The organism is Streptomyces sp. NPDC006711 (genome assembly GCF_042869775.1).
Taxonomy (GTDB): Bacteria; Actinomycetota; Actinomycetes; order Streptomycetales; family Streptomycetaceae; genus Streptomyces.
Window position 1 is genome coordinate 178,857 of sequence record NZ_JBIAGO010000002.1, and the last position, 20,400, is coordinate 199,256.

General features: G+C 73.2%; 17 protein-coding genes and 1 pseudogene. 6 read left to right on the forward strand and 12 right to left on the reverse strand.

Translation table 11 applies throughout. The features are described from left to right. Positions 1 to 31 precede the first annotated feature (31 nt). The gene (locus ACFYM2_RS04875) at positions 32 to 778 is read right to left on the reverse strand and encodes a LytTR family DNA-binding domain-containing protein (protein ID WP_358996393.1); all 747 of its coding nucleotides are present in this window, start codon (positions 776 to 778) and stop codon (positions 32 to 34) included. A 71-nt stretch (positions 779 to 849) separates the two neighbouring features. Between ACFYM2_RS04875 and ACFYM2_RS04880 the strand changes: the two genes are divergently transcribed. After that, complete coding sequence (locus ACFYM2_RS04880) at positions 850 to 1,473, forward strand: zf-HC2 domain-containing protein (RefSeq protein ID WP_388456144.1); 624 nt, start codon at positions 850 to 852, stop codon at positions 1,471 to 1,473. Between the two features lie 24 nt (positions 1,474 to 1,497). Here ACFYM2_RS04880 and ACFYM2_RS04885 read toward each other — a convergent pair whose 3' ends face one another. The 6 genes from ACFYM2_RS04885 to ACFYM2_RS04910 form a co-directional block, all read right to left on the reverse strand. Further along, positions 1,498 to 2,358, reverse strand: a complete 861-nt coding sequence (locus ACFYM2_RS04885; RefSeq protein WP_388833377.1) for an Fpg/Nei family DNA glycosylase — start codon at positions 2,356 to 2,358, stop codon at positions 1,498 to 1,500. Between the two features lie 73 nt (positions 2,359 to 2,431). Beyond that, positions 2,432 to 4,426, reverse strand: coding sequence for a SpoIIE family protein phosphatase (locus ACFYM2_RS04890; protein WP_388834228.1), 1,995 nt, complete (start codon positions 4,424 to 4,426; stop codon positions 2,432 to 2,434). A 190-nt stretch (positions 4,427 to 4,616) separates the two neighbouring features. After that, on the reverse strand, positions 4,617 to 5,648 hold the full coding sequence (locus tag ACFYM2_RS04895) for a hypothetical protein (protein ID WP_358996461.1): 1,032 nt from the start codon (positions 5,646 to 5,648) through the stop codon (positions 4,617 to 4,619). A gap of 120 nt (positions 5,649 to 5,768) precedes the next feature. After that, entirely contained in the window at positions 5,769 to 6,920 is a 1,152-nt protein-coding gene (locus tag ACFYM2_RS04900) for a DUF6777 domain-containing protein (RefSeq protein ID WP_388833380.1), read from the reverse strand. Positions 6,921 to 7,011: 91 nt separating this feature from the next. After that, the gene (locus ACFYM2_RS04905) at positions 7,012 to 9,036 is read right to left on the reverse strand and encodes a prolyl oligopeptidase family serine peptidase (RefSeq protein WP_388833383.1); all 2,025 of its coding nucleotides are present in this window, start codon (positions 9,034 to 9,036) and stop codon (positions 7,012 to 7,014) included. Between the two features lie 238 nt (positions 9,037 to 9,274). Continuing rightward, positions 9,275 to 9,448, reverse strand: a complete 174-nt coding sequence (locus ACFYM2_RS04910; protein WP_350233782.1) for a hypothetical protein — start codon at positions 9,446 to 9,448, stop codon at positions 9,275 to 9,277. Positions 9,449 to 9,890: 442 nt separating this feature from the next. Here ACFYM2_RS04910 and ACFYM2_RS04915 point away from each other — a divergent pair, with 442 nt between their 5' ends. Then, positions 9,891 to 10,427 (forward strand): inositol oxygenase family protein, encoded by a 537-nt coding sequence (locus tag ACFYM2_RS04915; RefSeq protein WP_388456358.1) that lies wholly within the window; start codon positions 9,891 to 9,893, stop codon positions 10,425 to 10,427. A 100-nt stretch (positions 10,428 to 10,527) separates the two neighbouring features. On the opposite strand, the gene ACFYM2_RS04920 is transcribed toward ACFYM2_RS04915, so the two are convergent. Then, positions 10,528 to 12,054, reverse strand: a complete 1,527-nt coding sequence (locus ACFYM2_RS04920) for an SDR family NAD(P)-dependent oxidoreductase (protein ID WP_358996412.1) — start codon at positions 12,052 to 12,054, stop codon at positions 10,528 to 10,530. A gap of 426 nt (positions 12,055 to 12,480) precedes the next feature. On the opposite strand from ACFYM2_RS04920, the pseudogene ACFYM2_RS04925 reads away from it, so the two are divergent. Continuing rightward, positions 12,481 to 13,392 (forward strand): annotated as a pseudogene (locus ACFYM2_RS04925) (DMT family transporter); the annotation flags it as partial. Here the strand turns inward: ACFYM2_RS04925 and ACFYM2_RS04930 are convergent. Continuing rightward, complete coding sequence (locus ACFYM2_RS04930) at positions 13,383 to 14,570, reverse strand: transglycosylase family protein (RefSeq protein ID WP_388833387.1); 1,188 nt, start codon at positions 14,568 to 14,570, stop codon at positions 13,383 to 13,385. The pseudogene ACFYM2_RS04925 and the gene ACFYM2_RS04930 sit on opposite strands and share 10 nt — an antisense overlap. Before the next feature lie 230 nt (positions 14,571 to 14,800). Here ACFYM2_RS04930 and gndA point away from each other — a divergent pair, with 230 nt between their 5' ends. Continuing rightward, positions 14,801 to 16,243: an NADP-dependent phosphogluconate dehydrogenase gene (gene gndA, locus ACFYM2_RS04935; protein WP_388833389.1), complete on the forward strand. Its 1,443-nt coding sequence runs from the start codon at positions 14,801 to 14,803 to the stop codon at positions 16,241 to 16,243. A 449-nt stretch (positions 16,244 to 16,692) separates the two neighbouring features. Here the strand turns inward: gndA and ACFYM2_RS04940 are convergent, their stop codons facing one another. From ACFYM2_RS04940 to panD, 3 genes are all read right to left on the reverse strand, one after another. Continuing rightward, the gene (locus tag ACFYM2_RS04940; RefSeq protein ID WP_388833391.1) at positions 16,693 to 17,616 is read right to left on the reverse strand and encodes an aspartate/glutamate racemase family protein; all 924 of its coding nucleotides are present in this window, start codon (positions 17,614 to 17,616) and stop codon (positions 16,693 to 16,695) included. Beyond that, positions 17,613 to 17,951 (reverse strand): GNAT family N-acetyltransferase, encoded by a 339-nt coding sequence (locus tag ACFYM2_RS04945; protein WP_388833394.1) that lies wholly within the window; start codon positions 17,949 to 17,951, stop codon positions 17,613 to 17,615. Before ACFYM2_RS04945 ends, ACFYM2_RS04940 begins: the two co-directional genes overlap by 4 nt. Before the next feature lie 70 nt (positions 17,952 to 18,021). Then, positions 18,022 to 18,453, reverse strand: a complete 432-nt coding sequence (gene panD / locus ACFYM2_RS04950; RefSeq protein ID WP_388456125.1) for an aspartate 1-decarboxylase — start codon at positions 18,451 to 18,453, stop codon at positions 18,022 to 18,024. Positions 18,454 to 18,811: 358 nt separating this feature from the next. On the opposite strand from panD, the gene ACFYM2_RS04955 reads away from it, so the two are divergent. Together ACFYM2_RS04955 and ACFYM2_RS04960 are read left to right on the forward strand one after the other, a co-directional pair. After that, positions 18,812 to 19,243 carry an ATP-binding protein gene (locus tag ACFYM2_RS04955; RefSeq protein ID WP_388833397.1) on the forward strand — a complete coding sequence of 144 codons (432 nt, stop codon included), beginning with the start codon at positions 18,812 to 18,814 and terminating at the stop codon, positions 19,241 to 19,243. Between the two features lie 406 nt (positions 19,244 to 19,649). Then, the gene (locus ACFYM2_RS04960) at positions 19,650 to 20,093 is read left to right on the forward strand and encodes a DUF6302 family protein (RefSeq protein ID WP_388833400.1); all 444 of its coding nucleotides are present in this window, start codon (positions 19,650 to 19,652) and stop codon (positions 20,091 to 20,093) included. The last annotated feature ends 307 nt before the right edge of the window (positions 20,094 to 20,400 follow it).

The window sequence follows — 20,400 nt, forward strand, 5'->3', positions numbered from 1 at the left end:
GCAGCGCCCGGGGCCTGGCGAAAGGGCCGGTTCAGTGCGGGGCGCGCCGCAGCAGCCGGTCGCGCACCGTGCGGGCGTGGCGTCGGCTGACGGGGAGTTCGGCCTCTCCGACGCGCACGCTCATGCTGCCACCTTCCAGGCGGAGTTCGTCGATCCGGTCGAGTGCGACGAGGTGGCTGCGGTGGATCCGGACGAAGCCCCGGCTGCGCCAGCGTTCCTCAAGGGTGGACAGCGCGATCCGTACGAGGTGACTGCCGCGCACGGTGTGCAGCCGCGCGTAGTCGCCCTGGGCCTCGGCGTAGATGATGTCGGCGATGGCCAAAAAGCGGGTGACGCCGCCGAGTTCGACGGCGATCTGATCGGGCTCCTGGACCGTGGTGGCGCGGTCGCCGACGAGCTCGGCGACCCGGCGCACCGCTTCGGCCAGGCGCTCACCGCGCACCGGTTTGAGCACGTAGTCGACGGCCTTGAGGTCGAAGGCCCGTACGGCGAAGCCCTCGTGGGCCGTGACGAAGACGATGAGCGGGGGCCGGGCGAACCCGGCGAGCAGGCGCGCGATGTCGAGACCGCTGAGGCCGGCCATGTGGATGTCGAGGAAGACCACGTCGAGTCCGCGCTCGCCCTCCTGGCACCCCTCAAGGGCCGCGCCGATGAGCCGCAGGGCCTCGGTGGCGCAGGTCGCGCCCTCGGCCGAGTGGATACGGGGGTCGGAGCGCAGCAGATAGAGGAGTTCTTCCAGGGCGGGGGCCTCGTCGTCGACCGCCAGTACGCGCAGCATGGGGCCGGAGTGTAAGGGCCCGGGCGGCGCGGTGTCTGAGCGTTCGGCACGGTCGCGCCGTATCTGTGGGCATGAGTTCGCCGCAGATCCACCGGGACGCCGGGGCCTACGCCCTGGGCGTGCTGGGCGCCGCCGACGCCTTCCGCTTCGAGGACCACCTCGACGGCTGCGCCCCGTGCCGGGCGGCGCTCGCCGGGTTCGGCGGGGTCGCGGCGCTGCTCGCGGCGTACTCGGCGAACGGGCCTGCGCCGGCCGGGCCGGTGTCGCCCGAGGTCCTTCACCGGATGCTGGGGGCGGTGGCCGGGCGGCGCCGGCGCGGGCGCGTGGCGCGGATGGGGCTGGCGGCCGCCGCGGGGGTGCTGGTGGCGGGCGGGCTCGGCGTCGCCCTCGATCCGACGCCTCCTCAGTGGCAGGTGGCCGCGCACGCGCCGGGTGTGACGGCGTCCCTGGCGACGCGGGCGCGGGGCTGGGGCACGGATGTGGAGCTCGCGCTGGCGGGCGCGGCGCCGGGGACGTGCACGCTGGTCGCGGTGGGACGGGACGGCACGCAGCAGACGGTGGCGACCTGGGCCGAACGGGGCGGCGCGCCGGTGCGGATGCTGGGCTCGGCGGCCCTGGCGCAGGACACGATCGCGCGGTTCGAGGTACGGGGCGGCGCGAGCGGGACGCGGCTGGCGACGCTCACGCCGGGCTGAGGACGAGCTCCGCACCCGGCGGGGCTACTTGAGGAACTTCGACGTGCGGCGGTCCGCGAGGATCTTGCCGTCGGTCTGACAGGTGGCGCAGTACTGGAGGGAGGAATCGGCGAACGACACCTCACGCACGGTGTCCCCGCAGACCGGGCACGGCTCGCCGGTCCTGCCGTGGACGCGAAGCCCGCTCTTCTTCTCCGCCTTCAGGCGCCCGGCCGCCAGACCGCGCGAGCGTTCGACCGCCTCGGTGAGGGTGGTGCGCATCGCCTCGTACAGGGCGGTGATCTCCTCGTCGGTCATGTGGGCGACGGGCTTGAACGGGGACATCCGCGCCACGTGGAGGATTTCGTCGCTGTAGGCGTTCCCGATGCCGGCGATGAGGGACTGGTCGCGCAGTGCGCCCTTGAGCCGGCGGCGCTCGCCCGCCAGGAGCGCGGCGAGCTCGTCGCGGCCGAAGCCGGGGGCCAGGGGATCGGGGCCGAGCCGGGCGATGCCGGGGACCTCGGCCGGGTCGCGCACGAGGTATACGGCGAGGCTCTTGCGGCTGCCCGCCTCGGTGAGGTCGAAGCCGGCGCCGCCGGTGAGGGTGACCCGCAGGGCGAGGGGGCCCTTGCCGGGCTTGGGCGGGGCGGCGGGCAGGGTGTCGTGCCAGCGCAGCCAGCCCGCCCGGGCGAGGTGGACGCACAGGTGCAGCCCCTCGGCGTCGATGTCGAGGAACTTGCCGTGCCGGGCGACACCGGTGACGCTCCGCCCGGCCAGCGCCGTGTACGGCGGGTCGTACGTCTTCAGGGCGCTGATCGCGACCGGCTGGGCGCCGGCGATCTCCTGCCCGACCAGGTGGTCGGAGAGGAAGTCCCGCAGGGCCTCGACTTCGGGCAATTCGGGCATACGTACCAGGGTGCCCCGGCCGGGCCCGCTCAGCGAGCCATGGGAGGCCGCGAAGGCCCCGCCGGGGCCGCGGTCACCGCTCGGCGCCGCGCTCGGGGACGACGAACTCGCACCACACGCACTTGCCGCCGCCGCGCGACTCCACGCCCCACACGTCCGCGATCCGGTCCACCAGCATCAGGCCGCGCCCGGACACCCCGGACGCGCCGGCCTCCCGACGGCGTGGCAGCGCGCTGGAACGGTCCTCCACCTCGACCCGCAGACGGCGTTCGGGGCCCGAAAGCACCCGGATGGTGACGATCGCCCCTCCGTCGGTGTGCATCAGGGCGTTGGTGATGAGCTCGTCGGCGGCCAGCTCGATCTCGTCGGAGCGCTCGCGCGCGCCCCAGGCGCGGACCGCCGCGCGGATCATGTGCCGCGACGAGCTCAGCGCCTCGGGGTCGTTCTGCGCCACGTGCTGGCGCAGCCGGCCGCCGCCCCTCGGCACTTCCGTGACGTCGCGGCGCAGGAGCAGCAGGGCCACGTCGTCGTCGCCGCCCCGCTCGTCGACCTCGTCGCACAGCCGGTCCGCCAGCGCCTCCAGCTCCTCGGGTCCCGATCTGACAAGCGACGCCAGGAGCCGCATGCCGTCGTCCAGGTCGGCGCCGGGCTGCTCCACCAGACCGTCGGTGTAGAGCAGCAGGGTCTGGCCGGGGTCGAGTTCGACGGTCGAGACCGGATACTCCAGCCGTCCGAACTCCGCCGAGAGTCCCAGTGGAAGGCCGCCCTCCACCGGCATTCTGCGGCAGCTTCCGTCCGGGAGGCGGACCAGCGGGTCGACGTGCCCGGCGCGCACGATCTGGAGCACCCCGGTGCTCAGATCGGCCTCGGCGTACGTACAGGTCGCGAAGCGGTCGGTGTCCAGCTCGTGCAGGAAGACCGAGGCGCGCGCGATGACGGTGGCCGGCGCGTGTCCCTCGGCGGCGTACGCGCGCAGCACGATGCGCAGCTGGCCCATCACGGCGGCCGCGTGCGTGTCATGTCCCTGGACGTCGCCGATGGCCACGCCGACCCGGCCGCCCGGCAGCGGCACCACGTCGTACCAGTCGCCGCCGATGTCGCGGCCGAACCGTGCCGAGCGGTAGCGCACGGCCAGCTGGGCGCCGGGCACGTCGGGGATGCGGCGCGGCAGCATGGCCTGCTGAAGCCCCTCGGCCAGGTCGTGCTCCTGCTCGTACAGCATGGCCCGTTGCAGGGACTGGGCGATCGAACTGCCCAGCGCCACCAGGAGGTTGCGCTCGTCGCTGCTGAATCCGAGTTTGCCGCTGTAGAGCAGTCCGATGGCGCCGATGGGGCGGGCCTGGGCGATGAGCGGGAGGTAGGCGGCGGAGGTGATGCCGAGTCCGCTGATGTTCGGCCACAGGACCGGATAGGACTCGGCGAAGTCCTCGGGCGATTCGATGAACCGGGGGGCGAGGGTGCGGACCACTTCGCTCATCGGGTACTGCTCGTCCACCCGCGTCCAGCGGGTGCCCGGCACGAAGCTGCCCTCGGGGCCCTCGGCGATCAGATGGATGCGGCCCGCTTCGAGCAGGCCCATCACCAGACTGGTGGCGCCGAGGTATTCGGGGCCCCGGGAGTCCCTCATGACGTCGATGACGTCCTTGACCGTCCGGGCGTGCGCGAGGGCGGCGGTGGTGGCCTCCACGACGCTGGTGGTGCGGCGCCGCTCGTCGTCGAGGCCGACCCGGGCCGTGGTCTCGGTCAGTTCCTCGGTGGCGTCGCGGACGATGCCGATGATGCGCAGGGGGCGGCCGCTTTCGTCGCGGCGCACGAAGCCCTGGGTGTGCGTCCAGCGCAGGCTGCCGTCACGGCGGCGGATGCGGAAGTACACGCCGTAGTTGACGCTGCCGTTCTTCAGCGCCTGCGAGACGAGCGCGTCCAGCCGCAGGGCCTCGGCGGGCGGCACCCGGGCGGCCAGCGTGTCGGGCCGGTCGTCGTATTCCTCGGCGCGCAGGTCGAAGACGCCGAGCGCGGGCTCGTCCATGTGCAGCAGACCGGTGGTCAGGTCCCAGTCGAAACTGCCCATCCGCAGGTCGGGGCCGTAGGAGTGCAGGAAGCGGCACTCCTCGCCGTCGGCCGGACCGCCGCAGTGGCACAGTTCGGCCGCGCCGGCGTCCCCTTCAGCCACGTCCATGGGGCCACGCTAGGCGCAGCCAGGACCGTGCGCACGCGCAGAGCGCGGGCCCCCGCCCGCGTGCCGCGGGGGCCCTGAACGGTCAGCGCGCCGGGGACGCCTGGCGCAGGGCGGTGATGCAGCTGCCGATGGCCGACTGGAGGGCTTCGAGGCGCTGGACCATGTCGTCCTCGTAGAAGTCGCCCGCGTCGTCGAGTGTCAGCTCCTCGAACACCTTGGTCGCCTTGTGCAGGCTGCTGTAGAACTTCGTGCGGCGTTCCTGGACGCGCAGCTCCGGGTCGGCCTCCACGGCGTCGGCGACCAGGCCCTTGACGGTGTCGTACGCCTCGGTGGCCCACTCGCAGGACTCGTCGGCGTCGTCGAGCTCGTCGAGCAGCGAGAGGTGGCGCTCGGCCTCCGCGCGCAGCTCGGCGGGGGCCTGGACGGTCTGACCGGCCGGTGTGCGGATCTGGCCGTTCTCGACGATCTGGCGGACGTAGCCGATGCGGTCGGCGGCCCGTGCCTCGGTGGCGACCGCCTTCTTCAGGACGTCGGTACGCGCGATGTCGCGGGCGAGTTCGGTCTGGAGCGCCGGGTCCTCGCGGACGCGGTCGAGGAGCGCCGTGCGGGCGGCCTGGGCCGTGCCGGGGTCGGCGAGGATCGCGGCGCGCAGCGCGGTGGGGTTCTCGGCCACCTCCAGGGCCTTGGTGGGGCGGATGCCCTCGGCCTCGGCGGCGGCCGTGATGGCGCTGCCCCGCTCGGAGGTGGCGCTGGAGCGCGACACGTAGTACGTCAGCCACACGTCCGCGTCGGGCAGCTCGATGTCCTCGCCCGGCACCAGCGCCTCGAAGAGCGGGACGAGACCGTCGTCGGATGCCTTGTCCCACGCCTTGTAGTAGCGCATGACGCGCTCGGCGGAGCAGCCGGCCAGCGCGCTGAACTCCTTGGCGGACACCTTGGGCGTCTCGCCGGCCGCCTGCCCGCCGGGGCGCACGCTGCGGGCCACCTTCAGGGCGAACGCCCAGCCGCCGGTGCGGGCGTAGGCGCCGAACTCCCGGGCGTCGCGGGCCACGCTCTCGGACACCTCGCAGACGGGCGGCGCGGACGGTTCGGGCAGGTCGATCGCGACGGTCACGGAGAAACGCTCCTGGCTGCTCAAAAGGGCGACGAACGAGTCGGACAAGGGGTGCAGCCTATATGCGCCCCTTGGTCCGCCTTTCCGTGACTCCCCGAGCCGGGCCGGGCGCCGGGGGTCTCAGACGTTCTCGGTCTCCGGCGACGGTCCGTAGATGTCGTAGTCGGGGCTGCTCGGGACGCCGCTCGGGACATCGGTGGGCGGCGCGGGCATGTCGCCGGACGAACTCGGTTCGGGCACGGGCGGCGACGACGGCGACGAGGGGGGCGGTGAGAGCGGCGGCGCGGTCACGGTGGCCCTCGGGCAGCCGCTGGGGGACGGCGCGGGCTCGCTGGCCGGCGCGGACGGCGTGGATGGCGCGGACGGGGCCGATGGGGTGACGGTCACGGTGGGCGCCGGGCTCGGGCAGTCGGGGCTCGGCGCCGGGCTGGTCGCGGGCGGCGAGGTGCTGGGACTCGCCGGCGGGGACACGGGCGCGGGCACGGGCGGCTCGGGGTCGATGTGGATGTCGGGGCGCCGCCGGTCGTGCCGGCCGTCGTCGCCGGTGGGCCGCTCGATCCAGGTGTTGTTGACGACGTTGACGATGATCAGGTTGTCGATGACCACCGTGGTGGGCCGCACGACGACCACCCGGTCGGCGCGGTAGCCCGGCCAGGGCTTGCCCTTGGCGTTCCAGCCGCCCTGGTGGGCGCCGGGCGGCTTCAGCGGGTTCCCGCAGGCGCACCGCACCCGTGGCGCGCCGTGGTCGTCCACCAGGACGGCGGTGCCCGCCTGGAGCACCGACTGGAAGCCGGTGGCCGCGCCGGCGCGGAAACCGTGGTTGGTGACCCGGGTGTCCACGCGCAGCACGACCGGGGTGAGGCCGCGCAGGAAGGACGGGACCGAGCCGGGATCGACGCCCGCCGCGCCGGCGAAGGCCCGGTTCTTGGCCCGGTCGCCGCTGAGGAAGCGGATCTGCTTCTCCACGTCGCAGCTGGCCACCGACTGCGTGCCGCCGTACAGGCCGGGAGTGGAGCCCGAGACCGGGCGCGCCGCCGGGACCGCGGACGGCTGCGCGGTGCCGCCCGGCGCGGAGGGCGTGGCCGGGGCGGGGGTCGCCGCCGATTCGGCGGTGGACCGCGTGAACGGGTCGGGGCCCGGGGCCGCGATCGGCTGGAGGTCGAGGTCCTGGCGGCTGTCGGCGCCGCTCGCGCCGCCACCGCATCCGGCGGCGAAGGCGCCGAAGGACAGCACGGCGGCGGCAGCGGCGATGGTGCGCAGGGTCGAGGGCACGTGGATCTCCCACCTGTACGCCCCGAGTTGGCCCCTCATTGTGTGCGGGAGCCTCCTGCCCCGCGCAAACGGACGGGGCAGAACGGGCGAGTCACAGCAGTTCGGGCCGCTGCCAGGGCGCCCCGAGCACGTGGTGGTCGAAGAAGTTGAGCAGCGTCGAGTACCACAGCCGGGCGTGGGTGGGCCGCAGTATCCAGTGGCCCTCGTCGGGGAAGTACAGGAACTTCACCGGTACCTCGCGGCGCTGGAGCTCTTGGAAGAGGGCCATGCCCTGGCCGACGGGCACCCGGTAGTCCCTGGCGCCGTGCACCACCAGCATGGGCGTGCGGATGCGGTCGGCCGCGAGGGAGGGGCAGTTCTCCTCGTAGCGCTCGGGCCGGGTCAGCGGGTCCCCGAAGATCTCGCGGAAGTACGGCGAGGCGTCCGACTCGGCCTGCAAGGAGCGCATGTCCCAGATCGTGGCCTGCGAGACGATCGCCTTGAAGCGGTCGGTGCGGGTGGCGACGCGGGCGGCCAGGTAGGCGCCGTACGAGGCGCCCGCGAGCCCGGTGCGGGTCCCGTCGATGTCGGGGCGGGTCTCGGCGGCGTCGGTCAGGGCCATCAGGTCGTGGTAGGGCCGCCCGCCCCACTGGCCCCAGCCGCGTTCGTGCATCCGGGGGCCGTAGCCCGCCGAGAGCGCGAGGTCGGGCAGCAGGACCGCGTAGCCGCGCGCCGCGAAGGGCCACGGGTTCCAGCGCCAGGTCCAGGAGTTCCAGGAGACCTCGGGCCCGCCGTGCGGGAAGACGATCAGGGGCGCGGGCCGCTCGGCGCAGGCGCCTTCGGGCAGCACGAGCCAGGACCGCAACGGGAACTCGTCGTCGGCCACCGTGTGCACCTCGGTCAGCGTGCCCGGCAGCCGGCCCACGCCACCGGGCGCCTTGAGCACCACGGGCTCCTGATCGGGCGCGGCCGCGTCGAGGCGGACCGGGGTGGGCGGCGCGTCGACGGCGGCGCGCAGGGCGTACAGCGTCCGGCCGTCGGGTGCCACGCACAGCGAGGTGTACGCGCCCGAGGCGGTGAGCCGGGTGACCGTGCCGTCCGGGTCGCGCCGGAACACCGGGGCGTGGCCGCGTTCGTCGGCGGTGAACCAGAGCGTCGCGTCATCGGCAAGGGGCGAGACGACGACCCCCATGGGCCAGTGCGCGAAGCCGGCCAGGAGCTCGCTCTCCGCGCCGCTCGCGAGATCGACGCGGACCAGGGTGTAGGAGAACGGCGTCTCGTAGGTCGCGATCCGCTGGCGCACGCACAGGAGCGCGGCTCCGTCGGCGGTGAACAGCGGGGCGCCGTACTGGTAGCCGTCCCGGTCGACGACGAGCAGCTGTTCGCCGGTGGCGGCGTCGGCCACCACGACGACCGCGTGGTGGTCGGCCGGCAGGCGCCCGGGCGCGTAACGGGTGTGGGCGACCCGGGTGCCGTCGGGCGACAGCGCCGTCTCCGCCTCGCTCGGTGCGCCCTGGCCGCCCGCGTCGACCGCGACGCCGTCCCCCGCGGTGGTGCGGACGAAGGTGTGCGGCTCGTCCGGGCCGAGGTCGCTGTCCCAGAACCGGGTCGTCCCGGTCTCGTAGAGGATCGCGGTGACCTTGGCGTCGGCACGGTCCGCGCGCAGCTTGCCGTGCGCCTCGGCGTCGGCGGCGCCGGGCAGCAGGCCGGCGGTGTAGGCGAGGACGGCGGCGTTGCCGGCGAGCGTGAACCCGGCGATGCCTCCGGGGTGGCGGGCCACGAGCGCCGCCTCACCGTGCTCGGGCAGCGCCCACACGGCGGGGCCCTCCGCCTCGTCCAACGTCGTCCCGGGGTCGTTGTCCGCGCGCCCGGAGAGGAAGAAGAGGGTTCCGTCGGCGTGGAAGGCGGGCGCGTACTCGCCGGCGCGGGAGCGGGTCAGCCGGCGGGGCTCGCGGCGCGCCGAGGGGTCGATGTCCCAAAGGCCCGGCACATATCCGTTGCCCTCGGCGTTGAGGCTCTGCACGGCGGCGACCAGCCGCTGTCCGTCGGGCGAGAGCGCGAGCCGGCTGACGCGTGGCGTCGCGAGGAAGGCGGACAGGTCGTGGAAGGCGGTGGGTTCACCTGATGTCTCGGGCATGGCGGCCATCGTGCCCCGCCGCGCTCCCCGCCCACAAGGAACGGGGAAGACCTGGGACAGTCCCGACATCACCGACAGTCCCGCGAGCTTCGACAGTCTGATGCTGCGTCAGCTGCTGTGCCCGGGAGGGGCGTTGAGATGGCGGCGCCTCGGTGGCGCGCATCCCGCAGAATGCGCGGTGGGTACGCCGTCGGCCCGTGCCCCCCTCGGGGGAACACGGGCCGACGGCCCGCGCGGGTCAGTCGATGCCGGGCAGGATGTGCGGCTCGGCCAGGTCGTCCTCGTAACCGGCGAGACGGATCGGGGCCGAGCGGGCCCAGACCTCGATGTTGCGAAGCTTCTCGGGTCGTCCGGGCCGCTCGCCGCCGCGTTCGGGCGTCCGGCGTTCGCGCTCTGTTGTCTCTGGTGTCACCGCGCACTCCTCTGTGTCGCGTAACCCTGGGCGTCCCGGTCGCGTCGCGCCGCGACCCGGTGTCCATCCGCCCTTGGGCAGGGTCTTGGGCAGTTCTGACGCGGTGGCGCCGGCACTCTGTCCGCATCACGGCCACAGGTTGCGGGACGGATCCGGAACGGGCCTCGAAGGTTGGTGGACCCGCTGTGGCTACCGTTCGCACCAGAGTAACCAAATGAGCGCGGTAGCGCTCGATAGCGCCGCTTCCTTTGCGTCAACTTTCCTTCTCCGGGCGTTCAGCCCGGTGTTCATCCCGCCATGATCTGCTGACCCGGTCGGCCGCCGCGCGCGGGGAGGAGCACAGATGGAGCTGTCCAGCGGACCCGGTGCCCAGGGGTCCGAGGTGCGGGTGGGGCCCGTGGCCGGTCGGCCGGCCGGCTCGGTCCGCTCGGTCGAAGAGCTGATGGAGCTGCTGCGCGCCTGCCGCGGCGCCTGGGACACCCCCGATCGCAGCGGTGATCCGGTCGATCTCCACGACCACGCGCTCCAGACCGCCCACCTGCTGCGCCGCTCGCACCCGGCCGACAAGGAGCTCCAGGTCGCGGGCCTCGTGCACGATCTCGGTCATCTGCTCCGTCCGGGTGATGACGCCGGGCACGCCGACACCGCGGCGCGGGCGGTGCGACCGCTCCTGGGCGCGCGGGTGGCAGGGCTTGTGCGGTTGCACGTGGCCGCCAAGCGCTATCTGGCCTCGGTCGAGCCGGACCGTACGCTCTCGTCGCGGAGCGCGTTGACGCTGCGCGCGCAGGGCGGGGTGATGGGGCCGAAGGAGGCGGCGGCCTTCGCGCGCGATCCGCTGGCCGAGGACGCGGTGACCCTGCGGCAGGCGGACGACGCGGGCAAGGTCGTCGGGCTGGACGCGGGGGTCATGGACGACTGGCGCGAGATCCTGGACATCCTCGCCCGGCGGGCCGGCCGGTCCGCGCACGGCCCCCGCTGACGCCGAAGGGGCGCCGCGCGGACACGCGACGCCCCTTGGGCGCGGGCTCTTCCCGGCGGACCGGCACCCGGCCTACCAGTTGGCGGGCGCGTAGTCCCTGCTACCAGTTGGCAGGCGCGTAGTCCTTGAGGAAGACGCTGTGCAGGTCCTCGCCCAGCTCGCCGCGCACGATCGGGTCGTAGACGCGGGCCGCGCCGTCGACCAGGTCGAGCGGGGCGTGGAAGCCTTCCTCGGCGAGGCGCAGCTTGTCGTGGTGCGGGCGTTCGTCGGTGATCCAGCCGGTGTCGACCGACGTCATGAGGATCTTGTCGGTCTCGAACATCTCCTGGCCGCTGGTGCGCGTGACCATGTTCATGGCGGCCTTGGCGGCGTTGGTGTTGGGGTGTCCCGCGCCCTTGTAGCCACGGCTGAACACGCCCTCCATCGCGGACACGTTCACCACGTAGGCGCGGCCGTTCGGAGCCTTGCGGGCGGCGTCGGCCATCGCCGGGCGCAACATGCTGATCAGGATGAACGGCGCCGTGTAGTTGCACAGCTGGGTTTCCAGGAGCTCGACCGGGGAGATCTGCTCGATGGACTGCACCCAGGTGTTGGTGTCGACGACGTCCGGCAGCAGACCGCCCGCGTCCAGGGCGGTGCCGTCCTGGTACTTGGCGATGCTGGCGTTGCCCGCGACCAGGGCGAGGTCGGCGACCCGCTGGGCATCCAGGCTCGACGTGCCGACGGGGAGGGCGGTCAGGCCGTCGACCGCGCCGGAGTTGAACGCTCCGATGACGTGGTGGGCGGGGAGCTCACCGGCGGGCAGCGGGGCGCTCTCGCCGTCGACCAGGGCGGCGTAGGCGGAGGGCAGCCGGCGCACCGTCTGGGTGGCGTTGTTGATCAGGATGTCGAGCGGGCCCGCCTCGGCGGTCTGCTCGGCGAGGGCGACCGCCTGAGCCGGGTCGCGCAGGTCGATGCCGACGACTTCGAGGCGGTGCATCCACTGCGCGGAGTCCTCCATCGCCTTGAAGCGGCGGATGGCGTCCTTGGGAAAGCGCGTGGTGATGATGGTGTGCGCGCCGTCGCGCAGCAGCCGCAGCGCGATGTACATGCCGATCTTAGCGCGGCCGCCGGTGAGCAGGGCGCGCTTGCCGGTGAGGTCGGTACGGGCGTCGCGCCGGGCCCGGTTCTCGGCGGCGCACTTCTGGCACAGCTGGTGGTAGAACGCGTCGACCTCGACGTACCGGCCCTTGCAGATGTAGCAGGAGCGCGGGCGCTGGAGTATGCCCGCGATCTCGCCGGTGACGGACGAGCTGGGCAGCAGGCCCTCGGTCTCGTCGTCGATGCGCTCGGCGGAGCCGGTCGCGGTCGCCTCGGTGACGGCCCGGTCGTGGGCGGTCTTGGCGGCCCGGCGCTCCTGGCGGCGGCGCTGCTTCACCGTGCGGTAGATGCCGGCGGTGGCGCGGCGCACGGCGATCGCGTCGGGGTGGTCGACGTCGATGGTGTCGAGCTCGGCGAGCACACTCAGGCAGAGCGCGAGCCGCTCGGGGTCGATGCCGGGGCCGAAGTCCTGGTCAACGCCCTGGGCGGGCCGCTCGTCGACACCAAGACCGTGCCCCTGGTCCTGGAAGTCCTCTGTCACCGTCATGGCCGCCGCGTCCTCGATCAGTCGTGGGATCAGTCATGGGATCAGTCGTGGATCCGTCTGGATCCGCCGTGAATACCACGATCCCAAAAGCGCCATGGTACGGAGCGAGCGGCCCCCGCACCAAACCGCCCGCCTTCGGGGCCGGGACCCGGCCGGCTCACGGCATACCGTGCCATGGCGACACGAACATGCCATGGCCGGATCCAGGCCCGTGGGCAGGGACGTTCCGGCCGGGCGCCCACTCACGCGCCCACCCGCGCGCAAGGCGCGCACCCCCTCCCTTGACGCCCCTTTTGAGCTGCGGTTTTACTGAAAGTCCGATATCTGGGACGACTTTGGTCGTACGCCCCTACTCCTCCTGGAGTACGGCGCATTCGGTGCTCAGGGACGACGACACGGGGTCGACAACGAGACATCGTGGGAGCCATGAGCGCCCTAGTACTGGCCGTGCTGCTGTCCCTGGTCTCCGCCGTCGCGTACGCGGCGGCGGCGATCATTCAGGAGCGCGTCGCCGCGGCCGGCCCGGGCCGTGCGTACGCTCCCGTCCGCCGGCCGGCCTGGTGGGGATCGGTCGGGCTCAATGGGCTCGGCGCGACGCTGCACGTGGCGGCCCTGGCGTTCGGGCCGCTGACGCTGGTGCAGCCGATGGGCGCGCTGACCATCGTCTTCGCGCTGCCGATGGCGGCGGTCTTCGCGCACCGAAGGGCCGGGGGTGCCGCGTGGCGTGGGGCCGTCCTGGCCACGGCGGGTCTGGCGGGTCTGCTGGCGCTGACCAAGGGGGCGGACGCCGACGCGCTGGCCACGGGGTCGCGGCTGGTGCTGGCCGCCGCCGGGTTCGGTGCGGTGGCGGCGCTGGTCGTGGCGTCCAGGGCGCCGCGCCGGGCCGCCACCCGCAGCGTCCTGCTCGCCGCCTCGGCGGGCACCGCCTTCGGCCTCGCCTCGGTGTTCACCAAGTCCGTCGCCGAGGACTGGCAGTCGGGGCTCCCCCTCGGCGAGGTGCCCCTGCTGTTCGTCGTGGCCGGGTTCGCGGCCACGGGGCTGCTGCTCTCCCAGGCCTCCTACCGAGGCGCGGGCCTCGCGGCGCCGCTCGCGACGGTCACCGTCGTCAACCCGGTGGTCGCCGCCGCCATCGGTCTCTGCCTGTTCGGCGAGTCCTTCCGGTACGGGACGGCGGGCACCGCGCTCGCCCTTGGCTTCGGCGTGGTGGCGGCGGGCGGCCTTGTCCTGCTCACCACGCGGCGGCCCGGCGCCGCCCGGCCGGACAAGCCGGTCATGACCTCGGGCGCGCCCGGCGCCCCGGCCCGTGAACGCCAGGGCGACCACCCGGATCAGACCGCGACGCCGCCCGCCCTCAGATAGGCCAGGGGGTCCACGTCCGAGCCGTAGGCGGGTCCGGTCCGTACCTCGAAGTGCAGATGGGGCCCGGTCACATTGCCCGTCGCGCCCGAACGGCCGATCCGCTGGCCGGTGTTGACCTTCTGGCCCGCCTTCACCGTGAGCGCGGACAGATGCGCGTACTGGCTGTAGCGGCCGTCGGGATGGTGGATCACCACCTGGTATCCGTACGCGCCGCCCCAGCCGGCCTCCACGACCGTGCCCGAGGTGACCGCCTTGACCGATGTGCCGGTGGAGACGGGGAAGTCGACGCCGGTGTGATAGCCGCTGGCCCAGGACGAACCGGCCCGGTGGTAGGGGGTGCTGGGGTGCGCGTCGACCGGCGCGGTGAACGCGGCCGACGTGGCGGGCGCCTTCGCCACCGGCTTGGCGGCGGGCGGCCTGGCCGCCGGTTTCGGCGCGCTCCTGGGCGGAGCCGTCGGCTTCGCGGGGGCGGCGCCGGGCAGCGTGAGGTGCTGACCGGGACGGATGAGGTCGGGGTCGGCGCCGATGACCGTACGGTTTTCGGCGTACAGGTGCGGCCAGCCGCCCTGGACGCGCTCGCGCTCGGCGATCCGCGACAGCGAGTCGCCGTGCAGCACGGTGTACGACTCCCGTGGGCCCGGCACCTTGGTCGGACTCGCCTGCTCGGCCTTCTTCGGGGCGGCCGGCTTGGCGGCGGGCGGCTTGGTCGCGGTGTGGGCGGCGGCCGGCTTGATCTCGGTGCGGCGTTGCGTCGTCGTGGTCAGCTGGGGGGCCGAGACGCCCCGGGACAGACCCGCCTCGCCCGAGCAGACCGGCCAGGCGCCGGGCCCCTGCCCCTTGAGCACCTGCTCGGCGACGGCGATCTGCTGGTCGCGGGTGGCCAGATCCGCGCGCGGCGCGTACCGGTGGCCGCCGTACGCCGCCCAGGTGGACTGGGTGAACTGGAGCCCGCCGTAGAAGCCGTTGCCCGTGTTGACGTGCCAGTTGCCGGTGGACTCGCAGGCGGCGACCTTGTTCCACACATCGACGGACGCGGCGTCGGCGGTGCCCGCGGCGATCAGTGGAAGGGCGATGCCCACCCCGCCGGCCGTCACCGTCAAGGAAGCCTGGTTGATCCGGCTCGGCTGATACCGGCGGTGCCGGCCGCGTAAGGCCATGAGTCCCCCTCGAAGGCATCAAGAGCCGCCAAAATAGGGGCTGCCAACCGGCCATGACAAGGGGTCGGACAAACGGAGGCCACACCCTGGTCCGGGCGGGACTTACGGCGCCCGTGTCGGGAATCGAGTCCGTGCCGTCTGACGTGGTGCGTTCCGTAGGGTGGAGGACAACCGCGCGTCGTGACGGTTGCTCGTGGCGCCGCGAACCCCGAGGATCCAGGAGCACACGCATGAGTGGAACAGCCCAGATCGGCGTCACCGGACTCGCGGTCATGGGACGCAACCTCGCCCGTAACTTCGCGCGCAACGGTCTCACGGTCGCCGTGCACAACCGGACGGCCGCCAAGACCCGTGCGCTGGTCGATGAGTTCGGCTCCGAGGGCACTTTCGTCGCGGCCGAGACACCGCAGGACTTCGTGGCCGCCCTGGAGCGGCCGCGCCGGCTCGTCATCATGGTCAAGGCGGGCGAGCCGACGGACGCGGTGATCCAGGAGTTCGCGCCGCTCCTCGAAGAGGGCGACGTCATCATCGACGGCGGCAACGCGCACTTCGAGGACACCCGCAGGCGCGAGCGCGAACTGCGCGAGCGCGGCATCCACTTCGTGGGCGTCGGCATCTCGGGCGGCGAGGAGGGCGCCCTGAACGGGCCGAGCATCATGCCCGGCGGCTCCGCAAAATCCTATGACTCCCTCGGCCCGCTTTTGGAGCGGATCGCGGCGAAGGCCCCGGACGGCGCCCCGTGCGTCACCCACGTGGGACCGGACGGCGCGGGCCACTTCGTGAAGATGGTGCACAACGGCATCGAGTACGCCGACATGCAGCTCATCGCGGAGGCGTACCACCTGCTGCGTACGGTCGCGGGCTACTCCCCCGAGAAGATCGCCGAGACGTTCCGCGGCTGGAACACCGGCCGCCTCGACTCGTATCTGATCGAGATCACGGCCGAGGTGCTGGCCCATGTCGACGCGGCGACCGGGAAGCCGTTCGTCGATGTGGTCCAGGACCAGGCGGAGCAGAAGGGCACCGGCCGCTGGACCGTGCAGATCGCGCTCGACCTCGGTGTCCCGGTGTCGGGCATCGCCGAGGCCGTGTTCGCCCGCTCGCTCTCGGGCCACGCCGAACTGCGGGAAGCCGCCGGCGCGTTGAGCGGCCCCACGGTCGCCCCGCTGGACGAGAAGGAGGCCGCGGCCTTCGCCGACCAGGTCGAGCAGGCGTTGTACGCGTCCAAGATCGTCTCGTACACGCAGGGCTTCCACCAGGTCCAGGCCGGCAGCCAGAACTACGACTGGGACGTCGACCCCGGCGCGGTGGCGGCGATCTGGCGCGCGGGCTGCATCATCAGGGCCGCGTTCCTCGACCGCATCCGGGCCGCCTACGACGCCCAGCCCGACCTGCCGAGCCTGCTCTCGGACAAGGGGTTCCGCGACGAGATCGGCGCGGCGCAGGACGACTGGCGCGCGGTGATCGTGGCGGCGGCCCGCCAGGGCGTTCCGGTGCCCGGCTTCTCTGCGGCGCTCGCCTACTACGACGCGCTGCGCGCCGAGCGGCTTCCGGCGGCGCTCACGCAGGGCCAGCGCGACTTCTTCGGCGCGCACACCTACCGGCGCACGGACCGGGAGGGCTCGTTCCACACGCTGTGGGGCGGGGACCGGTCGGAGCAGAGCGCGGGCTGAGGGGCGGCGGGCCGGGGGGCCGGGGCCGGGGGGCCGGGGCCGGGGGGCCGGGGCCGGGGGGCCGGGGCCGGCACCGGCTGACCGGCGCCTGCCCCGGGCGGCTTCCCGGATCCTCAGCCGGCGGGCTCGGGCTGGGGCGGGCCCGGTACGGGGTCGGGGCCCGGGGGCTGCGGTACCGGGTCGGGCAGATCCGGGTCCGGGTCCGGCCTCGGCGGTTGCGGATCGGGTCCCGGGCTCGGCGGCACCGGGCCCGGACCGGGACCGGGACCGGGCGTCGGCGGCACGGGGTCGGGGCCGGGGCCTGGCAGCGGGCCCGGTTGGGGGTCGGGCAGCGGCGTGGGCCACGGCGGAGAGGGTTCCGGGTGCGGCACGGTCATGGTCGGCCTCCTCGTTCGAGTCCAGCTTCACCTGCGCGCGTGCCCGGCGCCCGCCGGTTCAACCCGTCCGGGTCAGGCCTTGGGGACCTGCGCCTGTCGCGGGCCGGTCCGATGAGCCCCGTACGAGCGCGCCAAGTCCGCCGCCGCGCGCAGGCCGAGCCGGGGGCTGGCCAGGACGGGGACGCCGAGCGTGGTGAGCGCGGCGGCGGGAGCCATCGAGGCCTGCGCCAGCACGACGACATCGACGTCGCACAGCGCGTCCACGGTCCTGGCGATCTCGTCGTGGTACGCCCGCGGGTCACCGGCCTCGAAGTGCTGCCAGGCGCGGTCGGCCAGGACCAGCCGCAGGACGGGCGACGACGCGGTGGCGCGTACGGCGGCGGGGGCGTGCGCCGGGGCCGGGGCGTGCGCCGGGGCCGGGGCGTGTTCGGAGCTCGGGGGGTGGGCCGGGCCGACGTGGCCGGGTGGGGCCGGAATGTCGGCGTGGCCGGGTGGGGCCGGAATGTCGGCGTCCGCGCCCCGGGCCCGCCGCTGGGCTCCCGGCCCCGTGGCCAGGGCCGGCGGCTGGTCTCCGTGCTCCGGGGCCGTCGCCGGCGTCCGGGCGTCGGACTCCTCGCGGATCAGCGCGGCCGTCGGCTCCAGAGTGGAGGCGAGGGCGGCCACCACGGCGATGCGGTGGCCGAGCGCGACGGCGGCCGAGGCCATCGGCCGGTCCACCCGGAGCACGGGCACCCCGAGCGAGGCGGCGGCCGCCTCGGCGACGGCCCCGATGGTGGAGCAGGCGCACAGGACCGCGTCCGCGCCCTGGGCCACCGCGTCGGTCAGGACGGCCCGCACGGCCTCGGCCACCGCGTCCGGCCCCAACTCCCGCGCGCGGTTGAGCAGTTGCTCGTCCACGAGATGGCGCAGTTCGAGGCCGGGGGCATCCTCGTCGCGCAGGGCGTCGAAGACGGGGACATGGACGGGCGAGGTGTGCAGCAGGGCGAGCGTGGTCATGCGAGCTCCGGGTGCGCGGCGACCGCGGCCCGGGCCGCCTCCACCAGTTCCGCCGGGGCGACGGGCGCCTCGCCCGGGTGGCGCCCGGCCCAGGCGGCGGCGTACGGGCAGAGCGGCACGACGAAGACGCCCTCGCGCCCGGCCATGGCGTAGAGCTCCCGCACCAGCGCGCCCGCGATCCCCTTGCCCTCGTGCGCGGGCTCGACCACGGTGTGCACCGCCACCAGCGCGGGCTTTGGCGCGTCGAGGGCAAGGTAAACGATGCGTCCGACGACGCGCCCGTCCTCGAACGCCTCCAGGATGCCTCGGGGGCGGTCGTCACGGATCTGTGCCACGGGTACGGGGTCCTCTCCTCCTCGTGCCAACACTGGGCGGCCCTGCCACGCCGGCCGGGGCGCGGCCGGATCAGCTCTGCGGGCTGGGGATCCGCGCGTGCGGGCTGCGCTGCTGGTCGCTGCCGGGCACGGGCGCGGACGCGTCGGTGCCGAGCTCGACGATCCGGTTGGCCCCGTCGACATGCACCACGCTGGGCTTGAACGCGCGGGCCTCGATGTCGTCGACCTGGGCGTAACTGATGAGGATCACCAGGTCCCCCGGGTGCACGAGGTGGGCCGCCGCGCCATTGATGCCGATGACACCGGAACCGCGCTCCCCCTCGATGACGTACGTCTCCAGGCGGTTGCCGTTGTCGATGTCGACGATGTGCACCAGCTCACCGGGGAGCAGGTCGGCGGCATCCATCAGATCGGCGTCCACGGTGACGGAGCCCACGTAATGCAGGTCCGCCTGGGTCACGGTGGCTCGGTGGATCTTGGACTTGAACATCGTACGTATCATCGAGGACTCCTGGACATAGGCTCCCTGCCCGCGTTTTCGCAGGTCAAGTGCGGTTTTCCTACCTTACAACGAGTCGCGTGTCCGGTCAGTTCACCAGGATTGTGAGGACTGACGCTGACCAATTGCCGACTCCCCGCCGCACTGTCCGTCAGGCATTGCCGGAGAGCTTCGCCAGCCCTCCTGGACCTCACCGCGACGACCGCACAAGCCTACGCAGCAGCCCCCGAACAGTGTCCGTGATCACCGTCACTCTGGCGGTCCGGGCAGGTTCAGGAGCGAGGGCAGCGACCAGGGCTCCGGGCTGCGCACCGGTCGGCCGGACCAAGCCTTCCGCACCTCCTTAAAGGAAGCCCCAAGGGTGCAGGAGGCGCGTCGGATCACCCGGGCCTTCCTGCGCCACCAGCACATTGATGAAACCGTCGCGGAGGACGCGGTGCTGGTCGTTTCCGAGCTGGTCTCCAACGGCGTGGAACACAGCCGTGGCGAACTGGGGTTGCGGGTGCGGTGCCACGGACGCGGCGTGCGGGTCGAGGTGAGAGACAGTAATCCGGCACCGGCCACGCTGCGCGTCGCGGCCCCCGACGCTGAGTCCGGGCGCGGACTGTTCCTCGTCAACGCACTGGCGCACGACTGGGGCGTCAGCGACAACGGCGCAACTACGTGGTGCGAGCTGAGGTGGACGGATGCTGACAGCACGCACGACTCCGCCGACCACTCAGCACGAGCCGCCGCTCCCGGTACGCCGCAAGGACACGTCCGTCCCTACACGTCCATCAACGTCCGCACATGACGATGAGACGGTACGGCGTTTCGTGCACTCTTTGCATGAGTGGGCGAGCGTGGACTGGGACCAGGTGTACGAAGACCTCGACACCGTCCTGCACGGTGAGCAGGAAATGAGTCACTATGCCGCAGGTTTGTCTGACCCGGGACCGTTACGGCGATGCGCCGATGCCGAAAAGGTAATCGAGCGTCTGTGTATGGCTCTCAAGCTCCTCACCGCCCGAGCCCAGAATGACCGGGCCGAGGAGAAACACCCGGCTATCGCGCACCTGGTCAACCTGGCTCGTGCCCTGCGCGCTCAGGAAGGGCCGACGGTCCGGATCAGGTGCTTGGGCTCGTGCGGAAGCTTGCGGCGGTCACCATGGATCTCGTCGAGCGCCTGGAGGAGACCGGCACAGTGAGGGGGCTGGACGATGCTGACGAGTGACACGGTTGGCCGCCTCACGGTGTCCCTCCGTCCGGCCTCGGAGGCGTACGACTACGACTATGACTACGCCGCTCAACGCCTCGCCGATCCTGCGCTGCTCGCCGGCGCCGTCGCGGTGTGTGTCTTCCGCGCTCCCTTGCTGGCAGTGCCCGTGGGCGGTGTCCGCCTCGGCGGCTATCTGTCGGTCGCCGAGTTGTCGCGGGCGGTCGAGGCCGGCTCTCTCCTGGCGGACCGCCATGGCTTCCCTGACGTCCGCGTGTGCTGGTCGCCCTACCGCGACGCCTGCCACACCGTTGCATGGGGCTATCCGGCTCCACCGTGGTGGGAGGACGACGCGGTGGTCGGCCGCTTCTACGGCTACAGCGAGGCCGCCATCGCGGCGTATGCCCTGCGTCATCGAGCGACGGGGCACGACCCGCCGGCTCCCTAGTGCTGGTCATCTCTCCTGCGCTGCCCGGCGGGCGGGGCGGGGAGGTGACCGTTCAGACGGGGCCCCTTCGATCTCCGCAGCCGCACGGCTACTCCATTCCAGCCGCCGTGGCTGCCGGGGGATCGAACGGCGAAGGGGCCGGCGCGTCGCGCAGCTGGGACTCACCCCCGACCAGGTGCGCGACTGGCCCCGGCCGCCCTCTTGCAGGAGGAGCGGCGGCCGGCCCAAACCCTCCTGATGCACCCGCCGCTCTCCCCTCACAGAGCGCACCTCACATGAAGCTTGTGAGCGGCCGGACACTCCGCCG

Coding starts and splice junctions, on each gene's coding strand:
- ACFYM2_RS04875 (WP_358996393.1), bottom strand. CDS start 778: ATGCTGCGCGTACTGGCGGTCGACGACGAGGCCCCCGCCCTGGAAGAA.
- ACFYM2_RS04880 (WP_388456144.1), top strand. CDS start 850: ATGAGTTCGCCGCAGATCCACCGGGACGCCGGGGCCTACGCCCTGGGC.
- ACFYM2_RS04885 (WP_388833377.1), bottom strand. CDS start 2,358: ATGCCCGAATTGCCCGAAGTCGAGGCCCTGCGGGACTTCCTCTCCGAC.
- ACFYM2_RS04890 (WP_388834228.1), bottom strand. CDS start 4,426: ATGGGCAGTTTCGACTGGGACCTGACCACCGGTCTGCTGCACATGGAC.
- ACFYM2_RS04905 (WP_388833383.1), bottom strand. CDS start 9,036: ATGCCCGAGACATCAGGTGAACCCACCGCCTTCCACGACCTGTCCGCC.
- ACFYM2_RS04915 (WP_388456358.1), top strand. CDS start 9,891: ATGGAGCTGCTGCGCGCCTGCCGCGGCGCCTGGGACACCCCCGATCGC.
- ACFYM2_RS04920 (WP_358996412.1), bottom strand. CDS start 12,054: ATGACGGTGACAGAGGACTTCCAGGACCAGGGGCACGGTCTTGGTGTC.
- ACFYM2_RS04930 (WP_388833387.1), bottom strand. CDS start 14,570: ATGGCCTTACGCGGCCGGCACCGCCGGTATCAGCCGAGCCGGATCAAC.
- gndA (WP_388833389.1), top strand. CDS start 14,801: ATGAGTGGAACAGCCCAGATCGGCGTCACCGGACTCGCGGTCATGGGA.
- ACFYM2_RS04940 (WP_388833391.1), bottom strand. CDS start 17,616: ATGACCACGCTCGCCCTGCTGCACACCTCGCCCGTCCATGTCCCCGTC.
- panD (WP_388456125.1), bottom strand. CDS start 18,453: ATGATACGTACGATGTTCAAGTCCAAGATCCACCGAGCCACCGTGACC.
- ACFYM2_RS04960 (WP_388833400.1), top strand. CDS start 19,650: ATGCTGACGAGTGACACGGTTGGCCGCCTCACGGTGTCCCTCCGTCCG.